The 15429-nt window shown below is 47.7% G+C and carries 14 protein-coding genes; all 14 read right to left on the bottom strand.

Going from position 1 to position 15429, the window contains the following annotated elements; genetic code table 11:
• Positions 1–88: 88 nt before the first annotated feature.
• Positions 89–562 carry a ferritin-like domain-containing protein gene (locus tag AC50YG_RS03440; RefSeq protein WP_494824693.1) on the bottom strand — a complete coding sequence of 158 codons (474 nt, stop codon included), beginning with the start codon at positions 560–562 and terminating at the stop codon, positions 89–91.
• A gap of 85 nt (positions 563–647) precedes the next feature.
• Positions 648–1637 (bottom strand): helix-turn-helix transcriptional regulator, encoded by a 990-nt coding sequence (locus tag AC50YG_RS03435; RefSeq protein WP_494825295.1) that lies wholly within the window; start codon positions 1635–1637, stop codon positions 648–650.
• 18 nt (positions 1638–1655) lie between these two features.
• Positions 1656–2561 carry an SDR family oxidoreductase gene (locus tag AC50YG_RS03430; protein WP_494824692.1) on the bottom strand — a complete coding sequence of 302 codons (906 nt, stop codon included), beginning with the start codon at positions 2559–2561 and terminating at the stop codon, positions 1656–1658.
• A 194-nt stretch (positions 2562–2755) separates the two neighbouring features.
• On the bottom strand, positions 2756–3511 hold the full coding sequence (locus AC50YG_RS03425) for a Crp/Fnr family transcriptional regulator (protein WP_473755856.1): 756 nt from the start codon (positions 3509–3511) through the stop codon (positions 2756–2758).
• Between the two features lie 189 nt (positions 3512–3700).
• Positions 3701–4243, bottom strand: coding sequence for a DoxX family membrane protein (locus AC50YG_RS03420; protein WP_473755857.1), 543 nt, complete (start codon positions 4241–4243; stop codon positions 3701–3703).
• Between the two features lie 247 nt (positions 4244–4490).
• Positions 4491–5033, bottom strand: coding sequence for a DoxX family membrane protein (locus tag AC50YG_RS03415; RefSeq protein ID WP_494825293.1), 543 nt, complete (start codon positions 5031–5033; stop codon positions 4491–4493).
• A 281-nt stretch (positions 5034–5314) separates the two neighbouring features.
• Positions 5315–6244: a tyrosine-type recombinase/integrase gene (locus tag AC50YG_RS03410; protein WP_494824691.1), complete on the bottom strand. Its 930-nt coding sequence runs from the start codon at positions 6242–6244 to the stop codon at positions 5315–5317.
• Between the two features lie 170 nt (positions 6245–6414).
• Positions 6415–7626, bottom strand: a complete 1212-nt coding sequence (locus AC50YG_RS03405) for a Ger(x)C family spore germination protein (protein WP_494824690.1) — start codon at positions 7624–7626, stop codon at positions 6415–6417.
• Entirely contained in the window at positions 7616–8734 is a 1119-nt protein-coding gene (locus AC50YG_RS03400; RefSeq protein WP_494824688.1) for a spore germination protein, read from the bottom strand. The genes AC50YG_RS03405 and AC50YG_RS03400 overlap by 11 nt, the downstream gene beginning before the upstream one ends.
• A 4-nt stretch (positions 8735–8738) precedes the next feature.
• Complete coding sequence (locus tag AC50YG_RS03395; RefSeq protein WP_494824687.1) at positions 8739–10193, bottom strand: spore germination protein; 1455 nt, start codon at positions 10191–10193, stop codon at positions 8739–8741.
• 446 nt (positions 10194–10639) lie between these two features.
• Positions 10640–11845, bottom strand: a complete 1206-nt coding sequence (locus tag AC50YG_RS03390; protein WP_494824686.1) for a multidrug effflux MFS transporter — start codon at positions 11843–11845, stop codon at positions 10640–10642.
• Between the two features lie 59 nt (positions 11846–11904).
• On the bottom strand, positions 11905–13860 hold the full coding sequence (locus tag AC50YG_RS03385) for an ATP-dependent DNA helicase (RefSeq protein WP_494824684.1): 1956 nt from the start codon (positions 13858–13860) through the stop codon (positions 11905–11907).
• Between the two features lie 83 nt (positions 13861–13943).
• Positions 13944–14111 carry a cold-inducible protein YdjO-related protein gene (locus AC50YG_RS03380; protein WP_473758599.1) on the bottom strand — a complete coding sequence of 56 codons (168 nt, stop codon included), beginning with the start codon at positions 14109–14111 and terminating at the stop codon, positions 13944–13946.
• Between the two features lie 168 nt (positions 14112–14279).
• The gene (locus AC50YG_RS03375) at positions 14280–15428 is read right to left on the bottom strand and encodes a Ger(x)C family spore germination protein (RefSeq protein ID WP_494824682.1); all 1149 of its coding nucleotides are present in this window, start codon (positions 15426–15428) and stop codon (positions 14280–14282) included.
• Position 15429: the final 1 nt, after the last annotated feature.

Genomic DNA, 15429 nt, shown 5'->3' with positions numbered 1-15429 from the left:
CCATATAAGGTGACATATTATTTATTATGTAAACAAAATAAGCCGGGACATTCCCCTATCAGGAGCATCCGGCTTTGCTTTTTTCTAACTAACCATTCGTTCGATTTAAAGTAATCAAATAATTGTATTTGCTTGCATGTTTCAACTCGTCTAAAATAATCCCAAAAACCGTGTCTTTGTATATACCCACGGGCAAGCCGAACCAAATGCTGCGATATTTTTCGACTGCAGCAAGCTCTCCTAATAATGCTTCCTCTAATCCGGCCAGATAGGAGCCCACCGGCTGATAGGCTTCATTGCTGATACCGGTAATTTCCTGACCGGTAAGCTGCCTGTAAATCCCGCGAAACATGTGGTTGTGGCTGCGCTCATCATTGCGAATAGACATAATTATCCCTGCCTGCTCGGCATTCGGCGCAAGCCTAATCAGCTCATCATAAAACAACTCGTCATTTCGTTCCCCTTGTACAGCTTCTTTAATTAATGTTAGCGCATGCTGTGGGGTTGTTGCCCATACTGGCAAAAACACCGAGCTTCTCCATTGATGGTTAACCCAATTCATCTATTAGCCTCCACAAATAAAGATCATGATTTAGATCAGCATATGTGTGAGCAGCCCATTTGTTTACAATTGCTCAATTGACAGCTTAGTTCCCTTTAATCGGCGTACCTGTCCCTTCTTCTTGCTTGTCCGTATAAAGCGACATCATTGACTGTACCTCTTGAAGCAGCTTCTGGCGCAGCTCTAACGGCTCAAGAGCCTCGACCGTTGAACCGAATTTAAGCAAAATTTCGCAGGCGGATTCCAGTGTATTGAAAAGCACATCCGCCTGTATTTCATCCTGATAAACAGTGCCTACTGCCGTAACCGTTACATACCACTGCTTACGAAATCGGGGCAGGTCAGCTTCCTTCATGCGGATTTTCGCCGGATAACGCGGCAGCTCAGACTTGAACTGCGCAATGGATTGCTGCCAGTAAGAGGCTAAATCGAACCGTTCCGGCCGATCGAAGCTCTCCCCTTGCATAGCCGCCTCATGCAGCCGGGAAATGCGATACGTTCGCATTCCACCTTCCGTGTCAGCAACGAGGTACCACGCATTATTTTTCGCCACAAGCCCGAGTGGTTGAACTAGCCTTTCAGCCAGCTCCGCTCCGCGAGTATATGCAATGAGCAGCTTCCGCTCCAGCCATATCGCTTCTTGAATCAGCGGGAGAAGCGGCACCTGCTCGCTTGCTTCCCGCCAGCCCGCACCGTCGATATGAATGCGCTGCCGCACCTTTTCCGCTTCCTCCCGATACATCGACGGAAATGCGGCGATCAGCTTCTGAAAAGCAGCGTCAAAGTTATCGCTGATCCCCAATTCCAAGGCAATGCCCGTAGGCTGGGACAGAAGCAGCGACTGGATTTCTTCCTTTTTCATCCCGGTCAAATTCGTCCTGTAGCCTTCGGCAAGCATCCAGCCGCCATTCGTCCCGCGCTCGGCCACGATCGGAATGCCCGCAGTGCCGAGCGCCTCCATGTCGCGATGGATTGTCCTTCCCGATACTTCAAGCTGGTTCGCCAGCTCCTGTGACGTCATTCTGCCGCGATTTTGCAGCAGCAGCAATATGGCAATTAATCGATCTGCGCGCAGTTGATATCCCTCCTGTCTTTAAGTCGATTTTCCGTCGCTCGCTTCCGGAATCGGAATCGTTTCTAGGGTAGCTGCATAGTTCCCCCAATGTGGGCGGGTGCCATCTTCATCGTCAAACACGTATTCCTCCGAGAGCCCCCAAGTGCTTAGCGCTTTCCCTGTTTTGAGATGTACTTCTGGATCAGATGCGAGCGCGGCAACCGCTCTACCAATATAGGCAGGTGTCTCAGACATCAGAAAATGCGGCTCCTGCGCAGCGGCATCCCGCCAATTCGCCTTCGTCACGCCAAAATGCTCCAGCATCGCCTCCGAACGCAGAAAACCCGGCGTTAAAGCCAAAGCAGTTACGCCATAAGGGCGTAAGTCCTCTGCCATCGCTTTAGCCAAATGGATAACCGACGTTTTGGCCAAGCTATAGTACAAATTGCCCCGATACTGGTTGTCTACTCCGTCGGTAATTTCAATGATGAGCCCTTGTTTTCTAGCTGTCATAAGCGGCGCACCATAATAACTGGTAATCATATGAGAAAAAACAGCACGCTGCTGCATAAGCAGGCCATCCTCCAGCGAATGCTCCCAAAACCGCTTGCCCCACTCGGTTAATGGATCACCGCCCCATACATCATTCACCAGCAGGTCTAACTGCCCGTTCTGCTCGGCTTTCACCCGCTCAAACAATGCCTTAACCTCCGACTCCACCGTATGGTCTACACGCACAGCAATGCCAATTCCCCCAGCTGCCGCAACCATCTCCGCCGTTTCGTCAATAGTCTCCTGCCTGTTCATATTCGACAAGCTGCCTCGCACACTGCGCCCTGTGCAATAGACGGTAGCCCCTGCCTTCCCCAAACCAATTGCAATCCCTCTGCCCGCTCCTCTTGTCGCTCCCGCCACAACAGCAACTTTTCCGGCTAATGGTTTCATTACAAGCCACGCTCCCTTTTATTTGCTTCTTCTAGTCTCACCCATTATAACGTTCACTAGATGACAACTACTGTCATATATCTCAAACGATTATGGGGACCAGCTTAGAAATCAAAGGGCAAAATAAAATCGCTAATGGTGCATGCGCGCCTCTTTCCCCGCATTCCCATTAACGATTGTCATACGCTGTTATTTTACAGACGGCAAACGCCCTTCGCGCAGGTCGGTCCCGTCGGACATTCACAGTGGGTCCGAAGCTCATCAAGCTTCAGGATAATAATTTCACCGCGGACGACCTTGATTACTTCTTCATCCTTGAGTGCGGCAAGCATGCGATTGACACTTTCACGCGTTGCTCCAATCAGCTCGGCAAGCTCGTTATTGGTCAGGCGAATATCGATGTGCAACCCTTCTGGACGCAGCACCCCGTACATATTGCTAAGCCGAATCAGCGTCGAAGCGAGCGCACCCAATTTGCCGAACTGCGTCAAATCCCGAAGCTTTGACTGGCTAATTTGCTGCATCATGCCTAACCACTTGGCAAAGCTGACCGCCATACTCCCATTTGTATTAAGCAGCAGTTCCAATTCGTCAGAGGCGATAAGACCAGCCACAACGTCCTCCGTTGCTTCAGCACTCATGCCATGCAGCAGTTGTCCTTCGCCGCCATATTCACCGAGAAAATCGCCATGACTGGCAAAAGACAGCGTTAGGCTTTTGCCATCCGCCATCATCCGGGTCAGTTTTATTCTTCCTGAAACAATTAAATAATGGTAGCTCGCTGCATCGCCTTCCCAAAATAAATGATTGCCCGCCTCATAACGGTGCATGCTCATCCGCTCGGTTATACGTTCCAAATCAGCTGGGGTGAAGAAGGCCGCAATGCCTTCTCCTTGTGCAATAGCAGGTCGAGCGAAGCTGCCTCGTTCGTTAGAGCTATTTGCGCTCATCTGGCTCATCCCCCTCCCGTTTTGTACATCATACCAATATATGACGTATTTGTGCATACAAATGAGGAAGGAAATTGTTAAAAGCATGTTTTTTCGCAAAAAAGCTGCATCGTAGCCCTCATAGGTTCATACAGAACTATGATTTGCTAGATGCAGCTTGCTTTTATTTAATTGTACCCCTACTCAGCGTCATCTCGCCGAGGGCTTCAGCCCGGTGCTTTCCCCGTCATTTTTGTGATGAACAAGACGTTGATACCATTTGCGCAACAGTGGCAGCACGTAGTAGTCAAGACCATATTTGCCAGCATTCGCTCCACCGACGATGATAATGACACCCAGCAGCACCATCCATGGGTTAACCGAGATCGTTCCTGCGAAGAGGAACATAAAGTTCATGAGAAGCCCGAAAAATACAGCTGTTGTTGTAAGTGCACCAACGATGAGACCCAAACCTACCAGAAATTCACCAAGCGGGATTAAAAAATTGAACAGCTTTGCATTAGGCAGTGCGAAATGCTCGATAAATGCGGTATACGTTGGATAGACGGCGAGGCCTGTCGCCCGGTCAGCTACTGGATTTTCAACTGCATTTTTCAAAAATCCTGCCGTATCGAAGCCCCCGCCTGTCAGCTTGCCCCAGCCCGATTCCAGCCAGTGGTACCCGACATATAGTCTAAGCAGTAACAGCGCACCTGCCGCAATTCGATTTTCTCTCAGCCATTTGTATAACATGACCACTCACTCCTTAAGTGTTTATGTGTTGTTTGTTTCTGTCTTTATCATAAGGGATGGCCGAACATTAATATGTGATTTTTTTCACAATATACAAAAAGATTAGCTGTTTTCGTCTATTTGTGTCGTTTATTTGAACGCATGCACTGGGCTGAACAGTCACTGCGCCACCTTTGATCCAAGTGTCAGGATGTTGCTGAGTATGTAAGTGGCGCAGAGCAACTGGCTGGAACAATGAGGCAGACCGCTAGCCTGGTGTCGGCTTAAACGGACTCTCTCCATCTCTCAAGCTTTTCCCAGCGATACGTTGATAGCTAGTTTTCAAATAGGGCAAAATGAAATAATCCAGCCCGAACTTGCCCGCATTAGCTCCTCCAATTAGAATAATGCCGCCGAGCAACACCATCCAAGGATTGATGGATATAGCGCCTGCAAATAAATACATGAAATTCATGAGCAATCCGAACAATACGGCCGTCGTGGTAAATGCGCCTACAATTAGGCCCAGGCCCACAAGAAATTCACCAATGGGAATAATCAGATTAAATAGGCCTGCGTTGGGCAAGGCGAAATTCTCCAAAAATCCCGTGTATATCGGATAAACAAGCTGGCCTGTCGCATTATCCATGATCGGTTTTTCGACAGCATTCGCTATAAAGCCCGCCGAGCTAAAACCTTCTCCAGTCAGCTTGCTCCAGCCCGCCAAAAGCCACTTTGTCCCAATATACAAGCGAAGAAATACAAAAATACCCGCCGCAATCCGGCTCTCCTTCATCCATGTTAATACCATCACCTTTAACCTCCTTTCGTCTAATTTCGTCGAACAATTTCATTATATAGGAAAATATGAACATTGTATGTATTTTTATTAAAAATTAAAAAAATTGAATTTTATTGATCTTTATTACAATTTGAGGGAATTTCATTTAGTTACCGTAATTATAATTATGTAAACTTAATGCTATGAAAAACAGCTAGCTATAAGCGGATCATTTTCAACCGACATCCACACCATAAAAAAAACGCTGCATCAAAGATGCAACGCTTCCCTTCTTGTACTATACCCTTCGGCTAAGCTTTTCTGCTGCCAATCTTCATTTTACCCGCAATATTATTCATCGCATTTTGCAGCTGTTTGTTGTCTATATGCGTATAAATTTGCGTCGTCGCTATACTCGCGTGGCCCATAAGCTCCTGCAGCGTACGAATATCCGTACCGCTGCGAATTTGCAGCGTCGCAAAGGAGTGCCTTAGCTTATGACTGGAAATCTTTTTGCCCTCAAGCTCCGGGAGCCTCTCCTTCATCAGTCCAATTGTTTCATCCGCAACGGTCTGAATCATGCGAATAGACAGCCGCCTGCCGAATTGCGAGACGAACATCGCCTGTTCCTTCAATTGCCCCGGCGCTTTTCGCGCCTCTATCGCCCGGCGAAGCACCTCCTGTAGTGGCGCCGGCAGCGGGACAACTCGCCACTTCCGCCCTTTTCCGAGAATATGAAGCGAGCCGTCGGAATGAAAATGCTGCATGTTCAGTCGATGAACCTCGCCTACCCGCAGCCCCGCATAACACATGAGCAGCATGATCGCGAGATTACGCTCATAATATTTCCCACCAATCGCAGCAACAAGCTGCTCCAGCTCGTCCTCCTCCAAATAGACAGGGATGCGCCCCTTCTCTTGCTTTGACTTGGCAATAAGCGCAGCTGGATTAACGCTGAGAGCCTCTAGCTCGATTAGTGCCTTATAAAAGGAACGCAAGGAGGAGAGCTTGCGATTGCGTGCTTCATCCCCTGCCCCTTTTTCACGACAAGCCGACATAAATCGCACCATATCCAATTTTCCAACCTGATCGAGCGCCTTCGGATGTACCATATGTAAAAAATGCTGGGTGTCACTTAAATAGGCCCGCTGCGTCGCTGCCGTCATCCCTTTGTTTTTCATCCAGATGGAGAACAGCTCCAACTCCTGCGTGTACGTATCGATAATTTCATGCTGCCACATGCTGCTTGCTACCTCCAGCTCCTCAAATTCAAACTTTTAAAGCTTAAATTTGATATATTCCTTATCATAGCTGATAAATATAATGCCCGTAAAGGGAAACTGCGTGAAATATGTATTTCACGCAGTTTTTTTAGATGTAAAACAGGCTCAAAATGCCGCTTTTTCCGGCACTAACGCGTAATTTTAGCCCCATATTCGGTAATTTCCATATCGATACTTACGGTAATCGGGATTTCAGGAAATATCTCTTCCCAGCGGTCTTTTATTTTCTCCCATTTCTGCGGATGCTGAATACTAAACTGCTTTCCGAAGCCGAGCACATCTGTTCCATATTGCTTCTGAATCTTTTTGAGCGCCTTATCCGTCAGCCTCCGCACCTCTTTCTTGCTGCCTTCCTCTGCCTCCTTTTTGAAGGCGGGATCTACGGGCTCATTATTGTTCAGCCATTCTTCAATCAGCCTTCCCTTTGACTTTATGCTAACATGAAAGGAAATTTGATCTCCTGCTACTTTGGCGTCAATGTTGCTTTTCATGCTTTTGACCTCATAGACAATCGGTTGCTTGTTGTCCTCATGATAGCTTTTGACTAGCCCGCCCTCTCCTTTTCCTGTCAGCCATACACAGCCGATCGTTTCTTCCTCGTTCAAAAGCCCTTGCAGCTTCTGCGTTTTGCCTTTAATAACGGCTCCTCCGGAAAACTTGACCTCTCCCTCTGCGGCAATGACATTTTGCAGCAAATAGCTTTGCTCGCCATATATTTTCCCCTCCAGCTTCGATAATGACATCGGCTCCAAAATATTCAAGGAGCGGTAGCGATTGTCCACAAGTCCTGTAAGCCGAAAGGATGGAATAACCGTGTTGTCTTTCGCAACCATTGTGCCGCGCGCACTCCCTTTGCTAATCAGAACGAGACAGCTTGGCCGAATATCATTGTCTCGCAGAAAAAAATCGAGCAGCTCATTCATGCTGTATTTTCGCGAAAGCTTCTCATTAATGACAATGACCTTCAAATGATGGCCAATGACTGGGCGCTCCATTCGCGTCGAAAACTCGCGAATGAGCTGAAACATGGAATCCCCGGTTTCGGAAATATTGTAATAAGGCTTTTGCGCAGTTGGAGCCTGTCCCCCGCTATGCTGGCTTTCAGACTGTACATTAATAATTTGCAGCGTATACGTAAGCAGTTTACGTTTAAGATAGTCGCTTCCCTTGCTGCGCAATTCGTTCTCTAGCTCTGTCTCACTCGCTGGGTCCAGGCCCATGCCGACATAAATGCTTTGATCCTCGATCTCATCCTTGCTCCAGCAGCCCGTCTGCAAGGGCAGAACGATCACACACAAAGCAATAAGGAGCGAGCGTTTGACTTTATGTCTAATTGGCACGCTTGCTCGACCTCCATTTCGTCACAATCAATAAAACAATCGGAATGACCCCAAACAAATACAGCGCCACTTTTCCAATCCAGTCTCCCAGTGTAAAGACGTCATCTAATTTTTTCGGAACAGCAACGAAAATATACACGAATGGTAGCAGCCCATAAAGACAGGTTTTCATTTTGCGCTTGTATAGCTGGGAAATGCCCAAAGCTGAAAAATAAAAGGCGATAGTGAAGCTGGAGAAAATTTGCATGATCCAAATAATCAACAGCAGAAACTCGAATCTTTCAAAAATCAAGCCCGACAATTCGAAGCTTCTCGCCATATCAAGTGTAGGCCAGTTTTTCGTTAAAGTGCCATCAACGGACAATGCGCCAATGACCATAAAAACGGTCACAATATAAATAACAAGCGGAACAGCTATACCTGCGGTCACCGCTTTAATGTTTTTTTTAGGATTTTTCATATAGGCCGTCAACAGGATAATGACCTCAAAACCTGTAAAGGCGAGCGAGGTCGTCTGAACCCCTTTAAGAACAGGCCAAATGCCCTGCCCCAATACAGGACGCAAATTATCCAGATCAAATATTTTAAACCCCATCAACATCACCAGTAAATAGATGAAAATCGTCAGTGGTAAAATAAGCTCAAACAGGCGGGCAATGGCTCCAAGTCCACCTAGCATTAAATACAGTCCCACCCACAAAAATACGGAAGTGATCGCCCATTGCGGTGTCCCCTCTAATAATATAAAACTGGAAACCTCGGCTAAAGAGCGGACTTGAAAAGCGGCAGTTGCCGCAAAATATAAAATCATGATCGGACCTAGCAAATGCCCTAACCACGAGCCCGCAATTTTGCGACTGTACTCATAGAAGGTCTGACCGGGATAAGCTTGCGATAAGAGCGCCATAATGCCCCCCGCCACAATGGCTACAAGCCCACCCAATATGACCGATATCCAAGCGTCTGGCGTGCCCACCTTTTCCGCGGCTACCCGGGGGAGCGATAGGATGCCGGAACCTAGCATGAAGTTAGAAATGATAACCGCGACCTGGATGGTCGTGAGTTTTTCCTGGGGAAGGCCGCCTTTCGCCTGTTGGTTCCCGCTCATTGGCTCACCTTTTTCTAGTAGAATCCTGCGGATACAGCATCTCTGGCCTCCGTTTCATCATCCGAAGCGGTGCGCGCATAAGAAAATCCTTCCACTCCCCTAATCGATAGGGAGCAGCTGGGCTGGCATAAGGAACACCAAAGCTTTGCAGCCTCGAAATATGCGCACCCAGCAGCAGAGCATATAAGATAACGCCGTACATGCCGAAGGCAGCCGCACAAAACATCGCCGGAAAACGCAGCATTCGCAAAGTTATGCCGGCACTATATTGCGGTATCGAAAACGAGCAGATCGCGGTTAATGCCACGACGATGACGAGAATCGGGCTGACAATGCCTGCCTGAACAGCAGCTTCCCCAATAATGAGACCGCCAACGATCCCCATCGCTGGACCAATTGGCTTCGGCAGACGGAGGCCCGCTTCCCGCAAAATTTCAATGGCAATTTCCATAATCAATGCTTCTACCAGAGAAGAGAAAGGTACGCCTACTCTTGTAGCAATGATGGAAATGACCAATTTTGTTGGAATTAAGCCCGGGTGAAAGGAAATGAAGGAAATATAAGTAGCTGGAACGAACAAAGCCATGATTGCGGCGAAAAAACGCATAATCCTTAGCAGCGTGCCAGCCAGCCAACGCTCATAATAATCCTCAGGCGACTGCAGCAGCATGCTGAAGGTAACAGGTGCGATTAGAGCAAATGGCGTACCGTCAAGCAAAATGGCTACTTTACCCTCCATTAGAGCCGCTGTCACTCTATCTGGCCTTTCCGTATTTTGAATTTGCGGAAAGGGGCTTAAATAATTATCTTCAATTAGCTGCTCGATATAGCCCGACTCCAGCACGTTGTCGATGCGGATTTTTGCTACCCTCCGGCGCACCTCCTCCACTAGATCAGGATTCGCGATCCCTTTCATATAGGCGATATACAGATCCTTCTTCGCCCGCTCTCCAACCTGGAGCTTTAGCAAGCACAAGTCCCTGTTTTCCCCCTGTTTACGCAGCAAAGCGATATTGTCGGAAATATTTTCATTGAATCCGGCCCTTGGCCCGCGAACCAAGGCTTCCGAAATAGGCTCTTCAATGCTGCGGCTTTTGCCCGCCAGCGCGTGGATTAAGGTGAGTTCTTTAATCCCATCAACCATTAAGGCCGTAAATCCTGTAAGCACTTTGGAAAGCATCTCTTCCTGCGTTTCCACTTCAATAATTTCGCTTGTAGATAACAGCGTATTTTGAATGAGCTCCTTCGAAATCAGGCGATGGTCAAACGAACAGGACATTAATGGTTTTAACACATGCAAATCAATTTGCTCCCTGTCCGTCAGTCCATCACAATAAAGAATTGCCGCTTTGACAGCTGTCTGCCCTAGTTCAAATTGACGTATGTTGACATCCCCATATTCCCTTATCTGCTCTCTTAAGGCTTCTAAACGGCTTTCAATGCTGTTTTCCCTATTCATGACTCAATTCCTTTCCGACTCCGCCCATGTGAATATGGCGGATAGTATGACCGGAACGATTAGCACGGCAAGCGCTTGAAGAAAGACGGGGTATTCTGGTATATAGGCTAGAAAGGCCTTCATTTTGCACCGCCATCCCTTCGATTTGCGCTTGATTGAATAAAGTGTATGTTTTCCTGATTTCCCTGTTTTTAACCACTTAGTGTGAAAAACAAGGTGAAACGGCTGTCGCCTTCCTATGGCGGCGCAGCGCGTTTCATTCCGAGAAATATAGAGAAGGTATCCCGCAATGCTATACTTTCCTATATTTCAAGGTGAAACGGCTGTCGCCGTTACATGCTTATAATTAAAAAAAGGTACCCACAGTCCGATCACTTTGTTCAAAGTGTCCAGACTATAGGTACCCGTTAAATAAGGCGTGCTTTATTTAATTCTTGCTTGCTAATCTATTTTCCTGAAGCGCGCTGCTTAGAGCGGACAAGGCCGAAATAAGTAACCATTCCAAGCATGCTGGCGGTGAAAATAATAACGCCCATCGGCACAGCTGTTTCCTCTCCGGCAATACCGACGAGTGGCGCGGCTACAGCGCCAAGCATAAAAGGCAGCAAGCCAAGCAAGGCCGATGCACTGCCGGCAATATGAGCCTGATTTTCCATAGCCAGCGAAAACGAAGCAGTAGCTGTAATACCGATCGAGCATACAAAGAAAAATAAAGGAACGACGAGCGACCACAGCGGCCCCTCCACAAGCACCGCAATCAGCAATGAAACGCTCGATGCCCCGGAGAGCAGCAGCCCGAGCAACAGGAACTGCTGCTCCGACCATTTGTGGCTGAGCCGCCCGACGATCTGCGAGCCCAAAATAAGGCTGAGGCCGTTGGTACCGAACAAAAAGGCAAATACTTGCGGCGAGGTACCGTAGATATGCTGATAAATAAACGGTGTGCCTGAGACATATGCGAAAATGCCGCCGATCATCAGTCCTTGCGTCAACGCATAACCTGTAAACTCGCGATCCTTGAGCAGCTGCCCGAAATTGCGCAGCAGCTCTCCGAAATTACTGGAAATTCGTTTTTCACGCGGGAGCGTTTCCTCCAGCTGCCACGTTGCAATGAGCGCTAGTGTAAGGCCTATCGCCCCAAGTATGATGAACACACCGATCCAAGTGGTGAAGGAAATAATTCCGCTTCCGGCAACAGGTGCCAGCAAAGGCATAACGTTGTTCACAAGCATGATAAGTGCAAAATATTTGGTGAGCTCATGTCCACTATATAGATCACGGACAATGGCTCTTGAAATAACGATGCCCGATGAAGCAGCAAAGCCTTGTATAAAACGGGCGATGATAAACAAAGTAATATTCGGTGCCAACGCACAGGCCAGCGAAGCAATCAAATATACGACCAAGGACAGCAGCAGCGGCTTGCGCCTGCCATGAACGTCACTCATCGGTCCCATGACCAGCTGTCCGAGACCAAGGCCGATTAAACAGGCAGTCAAGCTCAATTGCACGAGTGAAGCCTTCGTACCAAAATCCTCGGCTATTTGCGGAAATGACGGCAAATACATATCAATCGTCAGTGGACCCAGCGCTGAGAAAGAACCTAGCAGCAAAGCAAGCCTGAGCCTTTTATGATTCTTATTTATTTTCATTTGAAGCTAATTTCCTCTCTGGTGTCCTATGAAAATAAGCATATTATGAACTTATACAATTATAGAGCCAGCAGCTTAACACCTTTCGGCATAATCGCGCGAATCCGCTCTTTAACAGCCGGCTGGCGCATTTCCTCACCAAAAATGACAACCGTACCTTGGTCGCTGCTTGTACGAATCAAACGCCCCATGCCCTGTCTTAAGCGCAGCAGCATATAAGGCATATCCACTTCTTCGAAAGGCAGCTTGGCATCCGCACGCCTTGCAGCAAACACTGGATCGTTCGGAGGGAATGGCAAAGACCATACAATGACCTGAGATAAAGACGGCCCCGGTATGTCCAGCCCCTCCCAAAGCGTTACCGCACATAGTATGCTGGACTCATCGGCTTGAAATGTCGCAATCAAATGGCTGATTTCCGACGTTCCTTCATAAAGAAACCGTCTTTGCTGCGCAAGCGGCTCATCATTCATGGCCTGCTTGAAGCGAGCGAGCTCTTCACGAGAAGGGAACAAAATAAGCGTGCCGCCCTCCGCTTCCCCAAGCAGCTTCACCGTTGCCTGCATCTGGTTCGCGAATTCATCCAGCGCCTCAGAATCGGATGCAAGCACCCGCATTTTATTCTCATAATCATATGGCGAGGCAACCGAGAACGACTCGGCCTGCTTAATGCCCAGGCTGTCCATCGTATATTCGAAGGAGCCGTCAACCGACAGCGTAGCCGATGAAAACACAATCGGCATTTTGCGAGAGAACACCTGCTCCTCCAGCACTTCTTTCACCATCTTAGGCATAATAACAAGTGAAATGCCCGACTTGTCCTCCATCACCCAGCTAATCGGCTTTTCGGGTTTGCGGAACAGCGAGAGAGCATATTGGATCATCTCCAGATGCTCCTCGACGATTTTGAGCTGATATTCATCAAGCGTGAACAAACCGCTTTCGAATACAAGCTCCTCCTCAATAAGATCAAGCAGTTGATGCAGTCGGTTGACTTCCTGTATAAGCGTATTGTCCCATAGCAGTTCACGACGATCTGATGCTGTTACAGCGCGGCTGCTTTGCTGGATACGGTCAAATAGCTGCTCGCTTTGCACAATTGCATCCTCGATAGCCAGCGCCAGCGATTCGCGGATTTCCCCTTCCAGCAAACGCGTAATAATGCCCTCAAATACCGCATGGTTGAGCTTATATGTTAATGCCTGCTGCGCCGCTGTTTCCAGTAAATGCCCTTCGTCGAATACGACTGAGCTATGCTCCGGCAGCAAGGGCAGTTGTCCCTCGCGTTTGCGAGCTTCATAAGTCCATACATGCTCCATATAAAAATCATGCGAGCAAATAATTAAATCCGTCGATTTACGATAATGATCACGCGACAGCGTCTGTCCGCAGCGATGTCTGCGGCTGCATACCATACAGTCCTGAAAGACGTCCCAGCCGACATGGTCCCATACTTCATCGCTGAGCTCCGGGTAATCCCGGCGATTGCCGTAAGGGTGAAAGCTTTGCATCGTTTCCGGTTTATGAACAAAATCCGGCAAGCTGCGGTAAATGTCGTCAAAATGCTCAGCACCCTCTAATTGAGCGTCGCCGCGTGCATCATCAAGCTTGTTCAAGCAGACATACTGGTCAGGCGATCTTCCCAATCTGCTGTCGATTGTCAGCCCCAAATGACGGGAAAGCTTGGCAATATCGCCTTCCGGCTTTACCAGCTGCTCGATGAGCGATTCATCAGCACAGGCAATAATAGCTGGCCTCTGAGTATAACGTGCATAGCTAATGGCATAAAGCAAATAAACAAAGGTTTTGCCAGTGCCGACGCCCGCTTCGGCGAAAATCGTCTGCTTGTCCGCATAAGCCCGTTCCAGCTGAAACGCCATATAAATTTGCTCATCGCGCAGCTCAAGCCCAGCTTCGGGAAGCTTCTCGTAAAAAACATCCGCGATCCAGTCGCTTGCCTGCTGCATGTAAGGCTGTGACGGGTCAAAATCAAACGGATAATAATGTTGTGTCATACTTTGCAGCGCCTCCAAATAGACGCCCGAACGGCTGCGCTAAAATCACGCAGCCGTTCGGGCGGTTTTTTTTCAAATTGAAATTAAAAGTCGGATTTCGGTTTTCTAGGCTGCGGCTTTGGCTTGTTCTGCACGGCTGGCAAATGCTTCATGCTTCTTAGCATCGGTCCTTTGCATAACGGGCAGGTTTGCTCTGCCGAGGCGAATTCATCTCTTACCCACGCTTTGCATTCGGGGTTTTTACATTTCAAAATTTTGGTAGGTAATAATTTCGGTTTCGTAATGTCTTCGCTCGTAGCCAATATATTTTACATCCCTTTCATTTACACGTTCAGGCAATCTGACATAATATATCACTTCATGGACGCTTAAGTCAAGACTCTCAACCCCGCCAGCCTCCCTGATCTAACCAGAAAATGTTACAGTCTACCTTTGTATTTTCCAGTATTGGAAATCGTTACTTTCACGTCGATTTGGCCCAGCGTATTTTGGTTTAATAGAAGCTGTTTGCTGTTATTCAGCTGATGCCAAAGCTTGGCGTCACTCCGATAAAGCTCGCCAAATAAATTTAGCAGATCCGTTTGAGTCGCAAGACCCTTCTCATAGGTAGCCATTATTTCATCGCGAATGGCTTTTGCCGCAAGCGCCTCCATTTCTTTTACTGTTGCCTCTTTAATCATTTCCTCCACAAAGGCTTTCGCCTTCAGTTCAACCTTAAACTGCAATTGCTTGTTGTTGCTAACATGCTGTATTCGGTAATGCGGTTTTACAATAATGAGATTAGCAGTCGGAGCTTCTCTATTTCCGATTAGAAGAACGGAGCGTTTATTTTCTTTTTGCACCCATCTTCTTCCAAGCAATTCTGTTTCTGAAAACCAGCTTATTTTCTCATTTTGCCGCATAAAAAAAGCCCCCGTAATTTTAAACATCGGCATTTTCCGGGCATCCTCCCTCCATACCTCCTTCGTTATGCCAATCGTAGGAATCATAACCGTATTGCCCGGCTCATTAAATTCAGCAATTAATTTGAAGCCATATTGGGGATCAAGGTTGGAGCGCTGTGCATGGGTATCTTCGGGGGTATCCAAAATGGAATCCAATGCCGGCAGATTAAAAATAGACTTTTGTTTGAATATGTCTACCATCGGCGTCTTCGTTGAATAGAGCAAAATATTATATCGAACCTCGCGATAGCGATTGATGGCCTCGTAGCTCTGCCGAACAATCGCTTGCGATTTTAGAAGCTCCTCATCCACCACAACAGCTTTGACATGCCCCCAGAACATTCTGATCTGCGAGGTTTCGGACAGCGAGGACAATGATTCTGTCACCGTCTTTCCTGTGCCACGGCCGATCCATACCGGTATGTTTTTTCCTATTTCGTTTTTATCGGATTTTGCCACATTTAAGAAGTTCAGCACCTGAGCGTAAGTAATAAAATGTCCATCCTTATAATCCAGTCCGATAGCAGTAACATAAGCCATGTTTTGTATCGGCTTTGAATCAAAGCAGCCTGGACTTAGCAGAAGCAAACCAGCGATAAGGCCCCATTTTATCCATACTCTCATG

Source organism: Paenibacillus sp. J31R34 (assembly GCF_059383715.1).
The sequence above is the reverse complement of the archived record's forward strand: the minus strand, read 5'-3'. Positions and strand labels throughout refer to the sequence as shown.